The sequence below is a fragment of the Terrirubrum flagellatum genome (genome assembly GCF_022059845.1).
Classification (GTDB): Bacteria; Pseudomonadota; Alphaproteobacteria; order Rhizobiales; family Beijerinckiaceae; genus Terrirubrum; species Terrirubrum flagellatum.
The window spans coordinates 3,931,456-3,947,555 of sequence record NZ_CP091851.1 but is presented as its reverse complement, the minus strand read 5'-3'; the positions used below and the strand labels follow the sequence as shown (position 1 = coordinate 3,947,555).

Below are 16,100 nucleotides of genomic sequence, written 5' to 3'. Positions count from 1 at the left end.
GCGGCGATCGGGATTGGAGGAGGATGAGATGACGACGCGCAGGAATTTCGTGACGAGCGCGCTCGCGGGCGCAGCCGCGATGTCGACGGGCCGCGTTCACGCGCAATCGGGAATCCAGATCCGCATTTCGACCGCGGCGCCGCCGAGCGATTTCCTCGCCAAGGCGCTCGAGCAGCTCAAGGCGGAGATCGATGGCGCGTCAGTCGGCCTGAATGTCAGCGTCCATTCCGCTTCGACTTTGTTCAAGCAGGGCACCGAGGTGCAGGCGCTGCAGCGCGGCAATCTCGAAATGAGCACCATGACCACGTTCGAGGTGGCGCAGCAGCTTCCCGATCTCGGCTATTTCAATCGCGGCTATCTCTTCAAGGACTACGCGCATCTTCGCCGCGTGTTCGACGGCCCGATTGGCGAGGCCTATCGCAAGACCGTGTCGGAGAAGATGGGCATCGAGATTCTGTCGACGCACTATCTCGGCACGCGCCAGGCAAGCCTGCGCCAGAAGCGCGCGGTAAAGGGTCCGGCCGATCTCGCGGGCGTGAAGATGCGCATGCCGGCTGGGCCTGAATGGCTGCTGCTCGGCCGCACGCTTGGCGTCAGTCCGGTGCCGCTCGGCATGCCGGAAGTTTATCTCGCTTTGAAGACCGGCACAGTCGACGGGCAGGAGAATCCGCTGTCGATCTTCAGCGCCGCGAAGCTCTACGAAGTGTCGGAGCAGGTGGTGCTGACGACGCACATGCTGCAGCCCGTGTTCTTCGCGATCGCGAAGCCCGTCTGGGACAAGCTCAGCGCGGATCAGAAGAAGGCGCTGGAAGCCGCCGCTAAGAAGACAGCGAAGGCGGGCGACGACGGCCGTCTCAATGACGAGAAGACGATCATCGAGACGATCAAGGGCCGCGGGCTTGTTGTCGACGCGCCCGATCTCGCGCCGTTCCGCGCCGCGGCCGATCAGGCTTATAACGGCGCCGAAGCGACGAAGGCCTGGGATATGGCCGGCATGAAGCGCGTGCTGGACGCCTGAGCAGGCAATGGGGGCGCCGCAGCAACATCACGACGAGGCCGATGCCGCGCCGGGCGGGCTTCTCGCCCGCCTGCGTCGCGCGGCCGAATGGATTTCCGGCGCGATGTTCGTCGCGGTGTTTCTCATCTTCAACTACAAGATCATCACCCGCTATCTCGAACATGACGAGGCGGTCTGGGCCGACGAAGTCTCGGTGATCCTTTTCGTCTGGATCATCTTCTGGGCCAGCGCCTTTCTCGTGCGCGACCGCGAGCAGATCACGTTCGATCTCGCCTATCGGCCGCTGCCGGAGCAATGGAAGCGCATCTTTTCCATCGCGCGTCATCTCCTGATCGGCGGCGTGTTCATCTGGTCGCTGCACGGATCGATCGATTATATCCTGTTTCTCTGGCGCGAGCGCACGCCGGTGCTGAATCTCCGGCTTGACTATATCTATTCCTGCTTCGGCCTGTTCCTTGTCGCGGTCGCGGTGCGCTCTGTCGTCAGCCTTGTGACGCTGCTCGGCCCGCGCTGGCGTTCGCAGATCTGAGCGGACTGAACGATGTCGCAGGGGCTATGGGTGTTGATGGGCGTGTTCACGGCGGCGGCCGTGCTTGGCGCGCCGCTCGGCCTCTCGATGCTCGCCGCGGGCTTCGCCTATCTCATCTCGACCCATCAGGATGTCGGGCTCGTCGTCGATCAGACGATGAACGGACTCTATAACAGCTATCTCCTGATCGCTGTGCCGCTCTTCATCTTCGTCGCCAATGTGATGAATGCGAGCGGCGTGATCGAGCGATTGTTGGCGTTCGGCGCGGCGATGGTCGGCCATTTGCCGGGCGGGCTCGCGCAGGTGAACGTCGTCTCGAACCTTATTTTTTCAGGTATGAGCGGCAGCGCAGTCGCCGACGCGTCCGGTCCGGGCCTCATCGTCGCGCGCATGATGACGAAGAACGGCCGCTATCCCCGCGGTTTTGCCGCTGCGACATCGGTGGTTTCGGCGACGCTCGGCCCGCTGATGCCGACATCGATCCCGATGATCTTCTATGCGTTGATCGCCAACGCTTCTGTCGGAGCGATGTTTCTCGGTGGGCTCGTTCCCGCCGGGTTGATGGCGCTGTTGATGATGCTGGTGATTGCGATCATCGCCCGCAAGCGCGACTTCCCGCGCGAGCGTCGCGCAAGCTGGGCGGAAATGCCCGCCATTTTCGGCCGCGCGCTCGCGCCGCTCGCGCTGCCCGGCATCCTGCTGGGCCTGATCTATTCCGGCGTGACGACGCCGACCGAGGCGGCCGCCATCGCCGCGAGCTACGCGCTGCTGCTGGCTTTCATCGTTTATCGCACGCTGCGGCCGCGCCAGCTCATGACTGTCATCGCCGACACCGTGCGCGCCACTGCGATGATCGCGCTCATCATGGCCGGCGCCTTCGTGTTCAACTATGCCGTCGCCAATGAAGGCGTGCCGCACCTTATTCAGGCGACCTTCGTCAAATGGAATCTGTCGTCGACCGGATTCCTGCTCTGCGTCGATCTGCTGATGCTGTTGCTCGCGATCGTGCTCGACGAGGTGACGATCCTCCTCGTCATCGTGCCGCTGCTCGTGCCGATCGCGCAGGGGCTCGGCATCGATCTCGTGCATTTCGGCATCGTCGTCGTGCTTAACATGATGGTCGGGCTGACGCTGCCGCCGCATGGGCTGCTGCTGTTCGTCATGAGCGGTCTGACGGGCACGCCTCTATCCGAAATCTTCCGCGAGGTGCCGCCCTTCATCATCGCCATGCTCGCAATCGTGCTGGCCGCGACGTTCTTCCCCGACATCGCGCTCTGGCTGCCGCGCGCGGCGGGCCTCATCAAGGTCTGAGTCAAGAATCTTTTGCGGTCACGCGCGCGCGGCTTCCTCGCCGCCGAGATAGGCGTCGCGGATGCGGGGATCGTCGCGGAGCTCTTTCGCCAACCCCGACAGCACGATGCGTCCGGTCTGCAGGACATAGGCGTCATGGGCGATGGCGAGCGCGAGGCTGGCGTTCTGCTCGACCATGAAGATGGTGACGCCATCCTTGTTGATCGCTTCAATCAGTTCGAGCACGCGATCCACATAGAGCGGCGACAGGCCCATGGTCGGCTCATCCATCACGATCATGCGCGGCCGGCTCATCAGGGCGCGCGCCATGGCGACCATCTGCTGCTCGCCGCCTGACAGCGAGCCGGCGCGTTGCGAGAAACGCTCGCCGAGTTTCGGGAACAGGCCGACGACCTTGTCGAGATCGCGCAGCACCTCCGGCTGATCATCGCGCACGAAGGCGCCCATGAGGATATTCTCGCGCACAGTCATGTCGGCGAACAATCGCCGCGCTTCCGGCACCGAGGCGAGGCCGCGGCGCACGATCTGCGGCGTCGTTAGCCCCAGCGTCGACTGGCCGTCGAAGATCACATCGCCGGAGCGTGGCCGCACGAGACCAAGAATGATCTTCATCGTCGTCGATTTGCCGCTGGCGTTGCCGCCGAGCAGACAGACGATATGGCCGCGCGGCACGGCGATCGACAGATCGAAATGCACCTGCGCCGCGCCATAGAAGGTGTTGACGTTGACGAGGCTCAGCATCGCGTCAAGAGCAGTCATGACGCGGCCTCTTCGGCTTCGGCGAGAGCCTCTTTTCGCGCGGAGCCATGGCCGAGATAGGCCTCGATCACTTTCGGATCGTTGCGCACCTGCTCGCCCGGCCCTTCCGCGATCTTCTTGCCTTCGTCCATGACGATGACGCGATCGGACAACCGCATCACCATGTCGAGCTTGTGTTCGATCAGCAGGATCGTGAGTCCTTCGGATTTGAGCTCGCCGACGAGCCCCTGCATTTCCGCCGTCTCGGTCTGGTTCATGCCCGCCGTCGGTTCGTCGAGCAGCAGCAGGCGCGGTTTCAATGCGAGCGCGCGAGCGATCTCGACGCGGCGGCGATTGGCGTAGGAGAGGCTGTAGGCCGGCTGATCGATGCGCGGCAAAAGCCGTTCGCCGAAGCGGGCGAGGATCGCCTTCATTTCTTCGCGCAGTCTTTCCTCTTCGTCGCGCACGGAGCGCGGCCGCGCGAGCGCAAGGCCAAGCTCGATGAGAGGCCCGACGACAGGGATCGGCGGTCGCGCCGCGCGCAGCCGCGCATGGGCGCCGATCAGCACATTGTCCATCACGCTGAGATTGCCGAACACGCGGCCGAGCTGAAATGTGCGCGCGACGCCAAGTCCGGCGAGCTTTTCCGCCGGCAGGCCGGTGATGTCGGCGCCGTCGAGTTTCACTTGTCCGCCATCAGGCGTGTCGAGCCCGGTGACGAGATTGAACAGCGTCGTCTTTCCCGCGCCGTTCGGCCCGATAATGCTGACGAGCTGGCGCTGTTGAAGATCGAGATCGACGCCGCCGACGGCTGCGAGGCCGCCGAAATGGCGCGTCAGGCCGCGAACGGAAAGAAGCGGCGTGTCAGTCGTAACGGACATTACACCGTTCCCATCAGGCCCTGCGGCCTGAAACGCACAAGCAGCAGGAGAACGACGCCGTAGATCAGGATGCGATATTCCGCCGCGATGCGGAAAATCTCGGGCAATCCGACGAGCGCGACGGCGCCGATGATCGCGCCGACCACATTGCCGAGGCCGCCGAGGATCACGATCGTCAGAGCGAGGATCGATTGCTGCGTGTTGAAGGTCTCGTGATTGATATAGGAATAGAGATGGGCTGCGATGGCGCCGCTGACGCCGGCGGCGAAGCCGCCGAAGATGAAGGCGAGCGACTTGTAGCGGTTGAGGCTCACGCCATAGGTGCGTGCGGCCACATCGTCATCGCGGATGGCGCGGAATGTGCGGCCGAGATGCGAGCCGAGAAGCCGCGTCTCGATCAGCGCGAGCAGAACCATGACTGTGAAGGTGAACCAGTAGACGGCCTGCGCGCTGACGAGCTCATAGCCGAAAATCGAAAGCGGCGGGATGCCGACGACGCCAATCGGGCCGCGTGTCACGCTCTCCCAGTTGAGGATCGTCAGCGCCACGATTTCGCCGATCGCGAGCGTCGCAATCGAGACATAGTGGCCGCGCAGGCGGAACGAAGGTGAGACAAGCAGCGTGCCGAGCGCCGCCGCGATCACGCCGCCGCCGAGAATCGCGAGCCCCACAGGCAGATGGAGATCAAGCGAGAGCAGCGCTGAACTATAGGCGCCGATCGCAAGCAAAGCCGCGTGGCCAAGCGAGACCTGCCCCGTCGTTCCCGCGACAAGCGTGAGGCTGAGGCCCAGCATGCCGAACAGCCAGGCGTTGGTCAGCGTCTGCAGGAGATAGGGCGAGGGTGCGGCGAAGGGCAGGGCGGCGAAAGCGAGCACCACAAGCGCCAGCGCCCAGCGCGGAACAGCGAGCGGCTTGCTCGGCGCGATGAAGGTGCCCGTCAGCGGCTCCGGCGGGAGCTGTTTGGAGCTGGCGAAGAGGCCGTTGGGCTTCAGCGTCAGGATCACCACCAGCAGCAGGAACGCGAAGAGATTGCGATAGCTGGTGCCCAGCACAGCGACGCCATAACTCTCGACAAGACCGAGCAGCAAACTGCCGATCACCGCGCCCGGCACATTGCCGACTCCGCCGACGACTTCCGCGACGACGCCTTTCAGCGTCGCTTGCAGGCTCATCGCCGTGTCGATCTGGTTGTAATACATGCCGACCAGCATGCCCGACACCCCGCCGAGCGCGGCTGCGATGGCGAACACGGTCTGATTGACGCGGTTGACGTCCACGCCCATCTGCATCGCCGCGTCGCGATCCTGCGCGGTCGCGCGCACCGCCCAGCCGAGCTTGGTGTAGCGGAGAAAGGCGAAAAGCAACGCGGCGCTCGCCACGCCGATGCAGGCGATCAGAATATCGAGAAGCCCGATCGTGCCCGCGCCAATCTGGAATCGCGTCTCCGGCAATCCGCTCGGCAGCGCGCGCGGATTGGGCGAGAAGATCAGCATCACCGCCTGATCGAGCACGAAGCTGATGCCGATGGTCGCGAGCAGCGGCGCAATGCGCACTGAATTCTGCAAAGGCCTGAGGCCGAAGCGCTCGATGAGAAGCCCGACGATCGCCGCGCCGATGGCGACGATCGGCAGGGCGACGATCAGCGGCAATTGATATCGCGCCGCCGCCACCCAGCCGATATAGGCGCCGACGACGAAGAGCGACCCCTGCGCGAAATTGATCAGGCGGCTCACGCCGAAGATCAGCGCGAGCCCCACCGCCACAAGCGCATAGATATTGCCGACGATCAGGCCGTTGATCGTGTAATCGAGCCAGGATGACACGCGCTTTTCCTATACTGACATACTGACGCGACTTGATGCTGACGTGATTCAGGCTCGATCGCTTGAGAGGCGCTGCGAAGCGCGGAGCTTCAAGTCGACTTCTTGCCGTCCCACACCTTGAACTTGCCGTCGCGGACGACAAGCTCGGCGTTCATCGCGCCCTTTACGCGACGGCTTTCGACGTCGAAAGTCGCGGGCCCGAAGATCACGGTCGAAACATCCTTCACCTTCGGGAAGGCGTCGCGGATCGCGCGCCGGTCCGTGCCGCCGATGCGCAGCACCGCGGCCGCGACATTCATCGCGTCATAGGAATAGGCATTGAACGCGTCAGGTTCGGTTCCGCCATACTTCGCCTTGAAGCTCGCGATGAATTTCTGCACCTCGGGGCGCGGATCGTCCGGGAAGTAGCGCGTGCCAAGATGGATGCCTTCAACCGCGTCGCCGCCGAGTTCGATGAATTTCGGCGAATAGACCGAGCTCGCCGCGCAGATCGGCTGTTTCAAGCCCACCTGCTTGACCTGCCGCGCGATCAGCGCGCCGTCGGAATAATAGGAGAGCAGGATGAGGCCATCCGGATTGGCGTCGCGCACGCGCACCAGCGTCGAGCGGAAATCGCGCTCTTCCGGAATATAGCCTTCGGTGATGACGACGGTCGCGCCAAGCGCTTTCGCGGCGGCGACGAACACGTCCTTGCTCGTCCGCCCCCAGTCGGTGTTGAGATGCAGGATGGCGAGCTTCTTGAGGCCGAGCTTCTCGACGGCGTAGCGCGCGAGCAGCGGCTGCTCGTCAGCCTGGCTGACGGAGGTGCTCCACATGAAGTCGCCGGTCTTGGTGAAATCCGGGTGCGAGTTGGTGAAGCCGAACTGCACGAGGCCGGCGCGCTGATAGATCGGCGACGCCGCCATGGACGCCGGGCTCGAAAAGTCGCCAAGCTCCATCACGATCGCGGGATCGGCGACGAATTTTTGCGCGATGGCCACCGCCTGTCGCGGATCGCTCTGGCTGTCCTGGAAGGTGTAGGCGAGTTTGCGCCCGTTGATCCCGCCGGCGGCCTGAATTTCGTCGAGCGCGAGATCGAAGCCCTGCTTCCACTGCGCGCCATATTGCGCGTTCGGCCCTGTGAGCGGCCCGCTGACGCCAAGCATAATCGGATCGGAGGATTGCGCCAAAGCGCCAGCGCGCGCGAGGACGGCGCCGGCGGCGGACGCCGTGAAAAGGCGAAGGAGGGATCGGCGACTGGCGTTCGACATATGCGACTCCTGTTGTCGTGGCATCGGCGACCTGGTCATTCTTTCGCGCTCAGGCGGGCAAGTTCCAGGCCAACTTATGTGAAATAGGGTCGCCCTGATGTGGCGCAGGGCGTCCCTAACCCTGACCCTCCCGGACGCTTGAGTGAAGACCCTGCCCGGGCGTAAGAGAGGGCCGCGCTCCGGCGACCGCCAGGCGGCAAAGAAACTGAGTCCGGATGCTGCAGTTCACCACCGATGAGATTCCGGCCGCCGAGCGCTTCGACTATTGGCGCGAAGCCCGCGGTCGGGCGCTCTTCGGCGTCACCATCGATATCGATCAGGATCTTCGTTCGACCTTCAAGGGCAGCTTCACTGCGTTTGAAAGCGGCGGGGCGACGCTCGCCGAGATGGCGGCCTCGACTTATTATATCAAGCGTTCGGAATCCGATATCGCGCGGGTCGCGAGCGACAGCCTGATCATCGCCCACCAGATCAAGGGGCCCGGCTGGTGCGATACGCCGATGGGTCGTGGCTTTGTCGATGAGGGCATGATGGGCACCGGCTATTCCGACCTGCCCTCGCTCTGCACGCCAAGCGCCCGCAACGGCTTTCATTTCCGGATGATCAAGATCCCGCTCGCGGGACTCGATCTGCCGGATCGGCCGGCCCGCCAACTTTTCCTCGAACCGACGCGCCCGCAGGAGCGTCACAGCCGCTTTCTGGCCGCGACCTTTTCGGACCTTTTCCAGCGCGGGCCGGCGCTCGGCGCGGAGGAGGCGTCCGACCTCGTGCGCGATCTCGCCGTTCTCGGACTGCTGACGCGCGGCGTCGTCCGGCCGGGATCGCCGGAGGCGCGCAAGGCGCTGCGCGCCGCACATCTCGTCGCCGCGCGCCGCATCATGTCGGCCAATTTGCGCCGGCCGAATTTGTCCGTCGAACAGGTGGCGACGACGCTGCAGATTTCCGTCAGGCAGCTTCATGTTCTGTTCGCGCCCGGCGGCGTCACCTTCATGCGCGCGCTGACCGCCATGAGGATCGACGAGGCGCGCCGCCTGCTGATCGAAAATCCGCTCCGCTCGGTGGCCGAAATTGCATTCGCCTGCGGCTTCGAGAGTCTCGCCACTTTCTACAGAGCCTTCAACGCGCTCGAAGGAAGCGCGCCGAACGATTATCGCCGGATGCGTGTGATCGACAAGAAGAAACAATTGCTGCCGAATTGAGCGCGCGGCGCATAATTTTCGCTGCGACGACCATGGCGAAGCAAGATTTATTTGCATGGGCGCTGCATTCTTGCGCCATTGCTTTTCGACGGCCGATGCGAAACGATTCGCGCCATCAAGGGCGCGCTGTTCATTGAAGGGTTTGCCATGACGTTCAAGCTCGATCACATCGTCATCGCTGTCGCCGATCTCGATCAGGCGGTCGCCGATTATCGGCGGCTCGGCTTCACGGTCTATCCCGGCGGCGTGCATCATGGCGGCGTCTCGCATAACGCGCTCGTGATCTTCGACGATGGCTGCTATTTCGAACTGATCGCCTGGCTGAAGCCGGCGCCTGACAATCGCTGGCATGAGGTTCTGAAGAAAGCGGGCGAGGGTTTTGTCGACTATGCCTTGCTGCCGCAGGATACCGAACGCGACGCCGCGGCCGCGCGCAGCCGCGGCCTTTCCATCGAAGGGCCGATTCCCGGAGGACGGCTTCGCCTCGACGGCAAAAGGCTCGATTGGCAGATTGTGCGTCCGCATACGACGGATCTGCCGTTCTGGTGCGGCGACGTCACGCCGCGCGTACTGCGCGTGCCGGACGGCGATATCCGCACGCATCCCAATGGCGCGCGCGGTGTGGAGCGCCTCAGGATCGTGGTGAAGGATGTCGCGGTCAGCGCGACGCGCTACATCGCGCTGCTCGGCCCCCATTCTGTCAGCGCCGGCGGCGCTGTGGCGACCATGCAGATCGGCCCCTCCATCGTGGAGGTGGCCGAACCCTGGGATGCGCTGTCGTTGCATCTTCTGGAAACGCGCGGCGAGGGCGTGGCGTCGCTCGCGCTCGCCGGTGACGATGTGAAGACGCTCGACCCCGCGCTCACCCATGGCGCGGCGTTGTCGATGACGCTCTGAGCAGAGGGAAGACGCTCACGCGAAAATGAGCGGAAGAAGAAACTTCGCCGGCGGACGCATCGCGGCGCAAATCATCCTGCAGGGCGGGCGCTTTGGAGAGGATTGATCCGACAGCCTTTCGCGGAGCAGATTGTTGATGACGCCTTGTCGCGAAGAACCGGGATCGCCGCGACTTGCGCTTGTTACGCGTCGCCGCCATGTGTTTCGCCACTTGTCTCACCGAGGCCAACTCCCATGAGCCGTGACTCCTCAGCCCTGTTCTCGCCCTTTCGTCTGGGCGATCTGCAATTGCCGAATCGCATCGCGATGGCGCCGCTGACGCGCAACCGCGCCACGCCCGGTTCGGACGCGCCGCACGCGCTGAACGCCGAATATTATGCGCAGCGCGCCAGCGCCGGCCTCATCATCAGCGAGGCGACGCAGATCTCGCAGCAGGGACAGGGCTATATCTGGACGCCCGGCCTTTACACCGAGGCGCAGGTCGCGGGCTGGCGCCAGGTGACGGACGCGGTTCATCAGGCGAATGGCAGAATCTTCGTCCAGCTCTGGCATGTCGGTCGCGTGTCGCATGTCTCGCTGCAGCCGAATGGCGCGGCGCCCGTCGCTCCATCGGCGATTGTCGCCAACACCAAGACCTTCATCGAGAGCGGATTCGCAGCGACGTCGGAGCCGCGCGCGCTTGAGCTTTCAGAACTGCCCGGCATCGTCGCCGACTATGTCAAGGCGGCGGAGAATGCGAAGAAGGCGGGCTTTGACGGAATCGAAATTCACGGCGCCAACGGCTATCTCATCGATCAGTTCCTGCGCGATGGCGTCAACAAGCGAACCGACGCCTATGGCGGCCCGGTTGAGAATCGCGCGCGTCTGGCGCTCGAAGTGACAGACGCCTTGTTGAAGGTCTGGCCGAAGGAGCGCGTCGGCATCCGCATTTCGCCTGTCAGCTCTGCGAATGATGCGAATGACAGCAACCCGCAGAAGACCTTCGGCTATCTCGTCGATCAGCTCTCGAAGCGCGGGCTCGCCTATTTCCATGCGGTCGAAGGCGCGACCGGCGGGCCGCGCGATATTGCGCCGTTCGATTTCCTTGCGCTGCGCAAGGCGTTCTCGGGCGCCTATATCGCCAATAACAGCTATACGCGCGATCTCGCGCTCGACGCCGTCGAGAGCAATGCCGCTGATCTCATCGCGTTCGGGCGGCCCTTCATCGCCAATCCCGATCTGGTCGAGCGCCTGCGCGTCGGTGCGCCGCTGAATGAACTCGACAAGGCGACGCTCTATGGCGGCGGCGCCAAGGGCTACACCGACTATCCCACGCTCGAAAAAGTCGCCGCCTGACGCGAGCGCGTATGGCGGGATTTCTCGATCGAGAACGAGCCGCGCGGATCATGGCGTCCGCGCGGCTCGACGCATTGCTGCTCATGCAGCCTGAGAATGTGCAATGGGCGGCGGGCGCGTCGCCCGGCGTCGCCGCCAACTGGCGTCGCGCCGGCGCGGCGATCGTGATCGTTCCCGCCGATCCCGCAGCGCCTCTTGGCGCCGTCGTCGGCGATCTCCAGGCGAAGTCGTTTCAGGCGCAAAGCGGAATCGATCGCGTTCGCGCCCAACCCATCTGGGTCGATGCGACGACGCTGCCGGGCAACGTAAGCGATTGGCGGAAATCGATCGGCTCTGGCGCGCGGCCCGCGACCTTCGATGCTGATATCGCCTTCGCCCATGCGCGCGATCTCCTCGGACCTTTGGCGAAAGGCCGTGTCGGCGTTGAGGAATCTTTCATTTCCGCAGCCGATATGCGCGCGCTGTCGGCCGCGCTGCCGGATGCGAACCTCGTGGACGCCTCACGCGACGTCGAACGCTTGCGCATGGTCAAACATCCGCAAGAGATCGAGTGGCTCAGCCAGGGCGCGCGAGCCGCTGAAGCGGGAATACGCGCCATGATTGGCGAGGTTTGCGCCGGCGTCGCGACCTCTCATCTCGAAAGAGTCTGGCGCGAGGCGGCGCTGGCGGAGGCGAGGAAACTTGCGCCGTCAGCGGCGATCTCGACCTGGGCCTATATCTCGATCGGTGAAGACGGCTTCGCGCCGGGCGGCCCGGCGAAGACAGGCGACATCATCAAGGCCGATGTCGGCTGCGTCGTGAACGGCTATTCCTCGGATTGCGCCCGGACTTTCGCGTTTGGCGAGCCTTCGGCGATCGCAAGCGAAATCTATGCGGCGCTGCTGCGCGCATTTCACGATGCGCTTTCATTGATGAAGCCGGGAACGCCGCTATCCGCGCTGCACGCGCGCGCGACTGAGACCATGCGCGAGGCCGGCTTCACATCCTACGGCCGCGGCCATTTCGGCCATTCCTGCGGCGCCTCCGTGTGGAGCGAAGAGGCGCCGTTCATCAGCGCTGACGAGCCGACACCGCTTGAGCGCGGCATGGTCATGGCGCTGGAGACGCCGTGGTATGTGCGCGGCGTCGGCGGCTTCATCATCGAGGACCAGTTCGTCATCGATGGCGAGGACGCGACGCCGGCCTGGTCGCTGTCGCGCGACCTGATCAGCCTCTGATATCTGAACCGCGCCTCACGCCACCTTCGGCAGCGCCGGCACCTGATAGGCCGTCGTCGATTTGATGCGCTCCATGGCGAAGCGCGAGGTGACGTTCTTCAGCGGGATCGTGTTGATGAGCCTTTTGTAGAAGGCGTCATACTGCGCCATGTCGGCCACGACGACACGCAGCATATAGTCGACATCGCCGGCCATGCGGTAGAGCTCGATCACTTCGGGCATCGCCGACGCCGTCTCCGCGAATTTGTCGAGCCACGGGCCGGAATGATCGCCGGTCTCGATCTGCACGAAGACGGTGAGGCCAAGCCCGATCTTTTCCGGCGCCACCAGCGCGACGCGCTTGATGATGACGCCGTTCGCTTCGAGGCGCTGGATTCGCTTCCAGCAAGGCGTCTGCGATAGGCCCACCCGATCGGCGAGTTCGGCGATCGAGATGTTCGCATTCTCCTGCAAGGCGGTCAGAATCTTCCGATCGATCGCATCCATTCTCTTGAGCCCCAATTTTGGAGAAGGACACTCTCTTCCGATTCCAGAAGGGAGAATATTCTTCCCTATTGATTGCCATCAGTCAGCCACACATAGAAAAATCTTCTTCCCGGCGTCAACGGCGCTTTTTGCCCGACGTCTCGTCATGGAGCACGAATAATGGACAGGCGTCGGTTCGCCGCGGGTTTGGCGGCGGTCGCGGTCGCGCCGCTCGCGGCGCGGAATGCGTTCGCGCAGAGCGCCGTGCAGGCGCGGGTTGGCGTCATCCCGATCATGGGCGCAGCGCCCGTTTTCGTCGCCGACCGCGAGGGCTGGCTGAAGGAGAAGGGACTGCAACTCGCCTTCACCACGTTCGAGTCGGGCCCGAACATGATCCAGGCGCTCGCTTCGGGCACGATCGATATTTACGTCGCCGGCGTCGCGCCGCTGGCCGTCGCGAAATCGCGTGGCGTCAATATTCGCGTCGTCGCAGCGACTGCGACGGCGGAGAACGTGCTTGTCGCGGGGCCGAAACTCGCCGCGCATTTCGCGCCGGGCGTCGCGCCCGCGGCCGCCTTCAAGGCCTTCCGCACGGCGCAAGGCAAGGCCGCGCGTCTCGCGACGCAGCCCGCCGGCTCAGTGCCGAACACGACGCTGCAATATTGGCTGTGGGAAGTCGCGAAGGCTGACAAGGCTGACGCGGAAGTCGTGCCGATGGGAATCGATGCGACGCAGCAGGCGATTCTCGCCGGCGCCGTTGACGGCGCGATCGTGCGGGAGCCGGCCGTGACAATCATTGGCGAGCGCAATCCTGCGATCAAACTGATTGCGACGGGCGATGAGCTGTTTCCCGGCCAGCCCGGGACGGTGGTCGCTGTGTCGGAAGCCTTCGTCTCGAAGAACAATGGCGCGGTGCAGACGCTCGTCAGCAATCTCGTGCGCGCCGAAAAGCTTCTGAAATCCGATCCCGATCGCGCCGCGCCGCATATCGCTGCGGCGCTCGGCAAGGGCATCGTCGAGCCTGCGACCATCAAGCGCGCGCTGGGCTCGCCGGCGACGAAGTTCGTGATCGATCCGCGCGCCATCATCGAGCCTGCAAAGGCTATGCAGGCTTATCAGGTGAAGCTCGGATCGCTCGAAAAGGAGTTTCCGTTCGACGGGCTGTTTGACGCGCGCTACTACGAGGCCGCGCTCGCCGGGCAATGAATCGATGCGGTTTCGTTCAAGTTTTCTGGCCGCCATCGGTTTGGCGGCCTTTCTTCTGTTCTGGGAAGCGGTGCCGAGGCTCGGCCTCATCAATCCGGCTTTTCTGCCGACGCCGAGTTCATTGCCGCGCGCGCTCTGGCGCGAGATCGCCTCGGGCGCGTGGACGAATGCGATTTTTGGCAGCCTTGGCCACTATGCGCTTGGCCTTGGCTGCGGCGCCGTGCTCGGCGCAGCGGGCGGCGTGATCACCGGCATGTATCGGATCGCGGAAGATATTCTTTCCTGGGTTGTGCGCTTGCTGCGCCCCATTCCAGGCCTCGCCTGGATTCCCTTCGCGATCATCTGGTTTGGCGCCACGACGTCGGCCGCGGTCTTCATCATCGCCGTCGGCGTGTTCTGGATCGTGTTCTTCGCGGCGCAGGGCGCGGTGCGCGCCGTCGATCGCGATCTCATCGAAGTAGCGGACGCATTCGGTTTTTCCTCGGGCTGGTCGCGATTGGTGAAGGTTCTGCTACCCGCGGCGACGCCGGGAATCCTCGTTGGCGTGCGCACGGCGCTTGGCCAGGCGTGGATGTCGGTGGTGGCCGCCGAACTGTTCGGCGTCGCGGGCCTCGGCCAGCGCATGACGGAGGCGTCAAGCCTGCTCGCGACCGATCTCGTCGTCATCTACATGCTGACCATGGCCGCGCTTTACGGAATCATCGACACGGGTTTCGTCGCTCTTCAGGGATGGCTGCTCAGATGGAGAGCGTGATCGACATCGAGAAGCTGTCGCTTGCCTTCACGCGCGACGGCGAGCGGACTCTTGTTCTCGAGAATCTCGATCTCAGCGTGAAGCGCGGCGAATTTCTCGCCATCGTCGGCGCGTCGGGCGTGGGCAAATCGACGCTGCTGCGCGTGCTTGCGGGGCTCGCCAAGCCGAATTCAGGCGTAGCTTACATTCATGCCGCGCAGACGCCGCAGAAGCGTCCCGTGGCGCTCGTCTTTCAGGATGCGCGCCTGCTGCCCTGGCGGCGGGTGATCGCCAACGTCGCCTTTGGGCTGGAGCGTCAGAATCTGTCGCGCGCCGAGCGCCTGAAGCGCGCGCAGGCGATGCTCGATCTCGTCGGGCTCGGCGCGTTGGCCGGGCGCTGGCCGCATCAATTGTCCGGCGGTCAGCGCCAGCGTGTCGCGCTCGCCCGAGCGCTTGCGGTTGAGCCCGACATTCTTCTGATGGATGAGCCCTTCTCGGCGCTCGACGCCATCACGCGCGAAGCGTTGCAGGATGAGATCGTCCGCATCTGGAAAACGACGGGCAAGACGATCCTGTTCGTCACACACGATATCGATGAGGCGACCTATCTCGCCGATCGAGTCGTCGTGCTGGCGGGCAGTCCCGGCCGCGTCGTCGCGGAGCACCGCATCGATGCGGCGCGTCCCCGCGCGCGCAAGGATGCGGCTTTATCGTTCGCCGCGGAGCGCCTGCGCGAAGGTCTCGCGCAGGAAACGATCATGGATGGCGCGTCGATCTGATCTTTCCGGCGCTCAGGCGCCGTGCGCCAACCGTTCCTTGCGCCATTTCAGGAAGAAGCCGGCGGCGAGCACGAACAGCGCGCCGATCGTGTCGCCGAGATATTGCACGAGGCCGGCCGGTTTGCCGATACGGTCGGTCAGCCATGGGTCTTCGCTGATCATGTCGCCGGCGATCCAGCCGAGTAGCGCCGCGCCGAACCAGACGAGGATCGGGAAGCGCGTCAGCAGCGCCAGCACCACGGACGAGCCGAAGATGATCAGCGGGATCGACAGAACGATGCCGAAGATGAAGAGCGAGATATCGCCATGCGCCGCCGCCGAGACGGCGAGCACATTGTCGAGGCTCATCACGGCGTCGGCGATGGCGATGGTGCGCACCGCATTCCACATCGTGTCGGACGCCTTGATCTCCCGATGATCCTCTTCGCCGACGACCAGTTTCACGGCGATCCAGAGCAGCAGCAGCCCGCCCGCCAGCTTCAGCAGCGGGATCTTCATGAGATAGATGATCACAGCCGCGAACAGGATGCGGAGCAGGATCGCAGCGCCCGTGCCAAGCAGGATGCCCGCCTTGCGCTGCTTCGCCGGCAGTTCGCGGCAGGCGAGCGCGATGACGACGGCGTTGTCGCCGGAGAGGAGCACGTCGATCCAGACGATTTGCAGGACCGAGACGAGAATATCGCTGGAGAGGTTCATGGCGCTCTGTTTACGAAGCGTCG

At 64.2% G+C, this 16,100-nt stretch carries 16 protein-coding genes; 10 read left to right on the top strand and 6 right to left on the bottom strand.

The annotated features are described in order from the left end of the window. Positions 1-28: 28 nt before the first annotated feature. The 3 genes from dctP to L8F45_RS18985 are packed head-to-tail and all read left to right on the top strand — an operon-like array spanning position 29 to position 2,858. Positions 29-1,018 (top strand): TRAP transporter substrate-binding protein DctP, encoded by a 990-nt coding sequence (dctP, locus tag L8F45_RS18995; protein WP_342359428.1) that lies wholly within the window; start codon positions 29-31, stop codon positions 1,016-1,018. A gap of 7 nt (positions 1,019-1,025) precedes the next feature. Continuing rightward, entirely contained in the window at positions 1,026-1,547 is a 522-nt protein-coding gene (locus tag L8F45_RS18990) for a TRAP transporter small permease (RefSeq protein ID WP_342359427.1), read from the top strand. A 12-nt stretch (positions 1,548-1,559) separates the two neighbouring features. Then, positions 1,560-2,858 carry a TRAP transporter large permease gene (locus tag L8F45_RS18985; protein ID WP_342359426.1) on the top strand — a complete coding sequence of 433 codons (1,299 nt, stop codon included), beginning with the start codon at positions 1,560-1,562 and terminating at the stop codon, positions 2,856-2,858. Positions 2,859-2,876: 18 nt separating this feature from the next. Here the strand turns inward: L8F45_RS18985 and L8F45_RS18980 are convergent, their stop codons facing one another. From L8F45_RS18980 to L8F45_RS18965, 4 genes are all read right to left on the bottom strand, one after another. After that, on the bottom strand, positions 2,877-3,617 hold the full coding sequence (locus L8F45_RS18980) for an ABC transporter ATP-binding protein (protein WP_342359425.1): 741 nt from the start codon (positions 3,615-3,617) through the stop codon (positions 2,877-2,879). Next, complete coding sequence (locus L8F45_RS18975; protein ID WP_342359424.1) at positions 3,614-4,477, bottom strand: ABC transporter ATP-binding protein; 864 nt, start codon at positions 4,475-4,477, stop codon at positions 3,614-3,616. The genes L8F45_RS18980 and L8F45_RS18975 overlap by 4 nt, the downstream gene beginning before the upstream one ends. Further along, on the bottom strand, positions 4,477-6,300 hold the full coding sequence (locus tag L8F45_RS18970) for an ABC transporter permease (RefSeq protein ID WP_342359423.1): 1,824 nt from the start codon (positions 6,298-6,300) through the stop codon (positions 4,477-4,479). Before L8F45_RS18970 ends, L8F45_RS18975 begins: the two co-directional genes overlap by 1 nt. Positions 6,301-6,389: 89 nt before the next feature. Beyond that, positions 6,390-7,550: an ABC transporter substrate-binding protein gene (locus L8F45_RS18965; protein WP_342359422.1), complete on the bottom strand. Its 1,161-nt coding sequence runs from the start codon at positions 7,548-7,550 to the stop codon at positions 6,390-6,392. A 215-nt stretch (positions 7,551-7,765) separates the two neighbouring features. Between L8F45_RS18965 and L8F45_RS18960 the strand changes: the two genes are divergently transcribed. From L8F45_RS18960 to L8F45_RS18945, 4 genes are all read left to right on the top strand, one after another. Continuing rightward, entirely contained in the window at positions 7,766-8,749 is a 984-nt protein-coding gene (locus L8F45_RS18960; protein WP_342359421.1) for an AraC family transcriptional regulator, read from the top strand. Positions 8,750-8,896: 147 nt separating this feature from the next. Next, positions 8,897-9,646 (top strand): VOC family protein, encoded by a 750-nt coding sequence (locus L8F45_RS18955; RefSeq protein ID WP_342359420.1) that lies wholly within the window; start codon positions 8,897-8,899, stop codon positions 9,644-9,646. Positions 9,647-9,880: 234 nt separating this feature from the next. Beyond that, positions 9,881-10,981: an alkene reductase gene (locus tag L8F45_RS18950; RefSeq protein WP_342359419.1), complete on the top strand. Its 1,101-nt coding sequence runs from the start codon at positions 9,881-9,883 to the stop codon at positions 10,979-10,981. A 50-nt stretch (positions 10,982-11,031) separates the two neighbouring features. Next, positions 11,032-12,198, top strand: a complete 1,167-nt coding sequence (locus tag L8F45_RS18945) for a M24 family metallopeptidase (protein WP_342359418.1) — start codon at positions 11,032-11,034, stop codon at positions 12,196-12,198. 15 nt (positions 12,199-12,213) lie between these two features. On the opposite strand, the gene L8F45_RS18940 is transcribed toward L8F45_RS18945, so the two are convergent. Continuing rightward, positions 12,214-12,684 carry an Lrp/AsnC family transcriptional regulator gene (locus L8F45_RS18940; protein WP_342359417.1) on the bottom strand — a complete coding sequence of 157 codons (471 nt, stop codon included), beginning with the start codon at positions 12,682-12,684 and terminating at the stop codon, positions 12,214-12,216. Positions 12,685-12,843: 159 nt separating this feature from the next. Here L8F45_RS18940 and L8F45_RS18935 point away from each other — a divergent pair, with 159 nt between their 5' ends. The 3 genes from L8F45_RS18935 to L8F45_RS18925 are packed head-to-tail and all read left to right on the top strand — an operon-like array spanning position 12,844 to position 15,381. Then, complete coding sequence (locus L8F45_RS18935; protein WP_342359416.1) at positions 12,844-13,869, top strand: ABC transporter substrate-binding protein; 1,026 nt, start codon at positions 12,844-12,846, stop codon at positions 13,867-13,869. 4 nt (positions 13,870-13,873) lie between these two features. Then, positions 13,874-14,623: an ABC transporter permease gene (locus tag L8F45_RS18930; protein ID WP_342359415.1), complete on the top strand. Its 750-nt coding sequence runs from the start codon at positions 13,874-13,876 to the stop codon at positions 14,621-14,623. Then, positions 14,611-15,381, top strand: coding sequence for an ABC transporter ATP-binding protein (locus L8F45_RS18925; RefSeq protein WP_342359414.1), 771 nt, complete (start codon positions 14,611-14,613; stop codon positions 15,379-15,381). The genes L8F45_RS18930 and L8F45_RS18925 overlap by 13 nt, the downstream gene beginning before the upstream one ends. Positions 15,382-15,393: 12 nt before the next feature. On the opposite strand, the gene L8F45_RS18920 is transcribed toward L8F45_RS18925, so the two are convergent. Next, positions 15,394-16,077: a TerC family protein gene (locus L8F45_RS18920; protein ID WP_342359413.1), complete on the bottom strand. Its 684-nt coding sequence runs from the start codon at positions 16,075-16,077 to the stop codon at positions 15,394-15,396. Between the last annotated feature and the right edge of the window lie 23 nt (positions 16,078-16,100).

Excerpts from the sequence above, each read along its gene's own strand:
- dctP (WP_342359428.1), top strand. The coding sequence starts at position 29 with ATGACGACGCGCAGGAATTTCGTGACGAGCGCGCTCGCGGGCGCAGCC.
- L8F45_RS18990 (WP_342359427.1), top strand. The coding sequence starts at position 1,026 with ATGGGGGCGCCGCAGCAACATCACGACGAGGCCGATGCCGCGCCGGGC.
- L8F45_RS18985 (WP_342359426.1), top strand. The coding sequence starts at position 1,560 with ATGTCGCAGGGGCTATGGGTGTTGATGGGCGTGTTCACGGCGGCGGCC.
- L8F45_RS18980 (WP_342359425.1), bottom strand. The coding sequence starts at position 3,617 with ATGACTGCTCTTGACGCGATGCTGAGCCTCGTCAACGTCAACACCTTC.
- L8F45_RS18975 (WP_342359424.1), bottom strand. The coding sequence starts at position 4,477 with ATGTCCGTTACGACTGACACGCCGCTTCTTTCCGTTCGCGGCCTGACG.
- L8F45_RS18965 (WP_342359422.1), bottom strand. The coding sequence starts at position 7,550 with ATGTCGAACGCCAGTCGCCGATCCCTCCTTCGCCTTTTCACGGCGTCC.
- L8F45_RS18960 (WP_342359421.1), top strand. The coding sequence starts at position 7,766 with ATGCTGCAGTTCACCACCGATGAGATTCCGGCCGCCGAGCGCTTCGAC.
- L8F45_RS18955 (WP_342359420.1), top strand. The coding sequence starts at position 8,897 with ATGACGTTCAAGCTCGATCACATCGTCATCGCTGTCGCCGATCTCGAT.
- L8F45_RS18950 (WP_342359419.1), top strand. The coding sequence starts at position 9,881 with ATGAGCCGTGACTCCTCAGCCCTGTTCTCGCCCTTTCGTCTGGGCGAT.
- L8F45_RS18945 (WP_342359418.1), top strand. The coding sequence starts at position 11,032 with ATGGCGTCCGCGCGGCTCGACGCATTGCTGCTCATGCAGCCTGAGAAT.
- L8F45_RS18940 (WP_342359417.1), bottom strand. The coding sequence starts at position 12,684 with ATGGATGCGATCGATCGGAAGATTCTGACCGCCTTGCAGGAGAATGCG.
- L8F45_RS18935 (WP_342359416.1), top strand. The coding sequence starts at position 12,844 with ATGGACAGGCGTCGGTTCGCCGCGGGTTTGGCGGCGGTCGCGGTCGCG.
- L8F45_RS18930 (WP_342359415.1), top strand. The coding sequence starts at position 13,874 with ATGCGGTTTCGTTCAAGTTTTCTGGCCGCCATCGGTTTGGCGGCCTTT.
- L8F45_RS18925 (WP_342359414.1), top strand. The coding sequence starts at position 14,611 with ATGGAGAGCGTGATCGACATCGAGAAGCTGTCGCTTGCCTTCACGCGC.
- L8F45_RS18920 (WP_342359413.1), bottom strand. The coding sequence starts at position 16,077 with ATGAACCTCTCCAGCGATATTCTCGTCTCGGTCCTGCAAATCGTCTGG.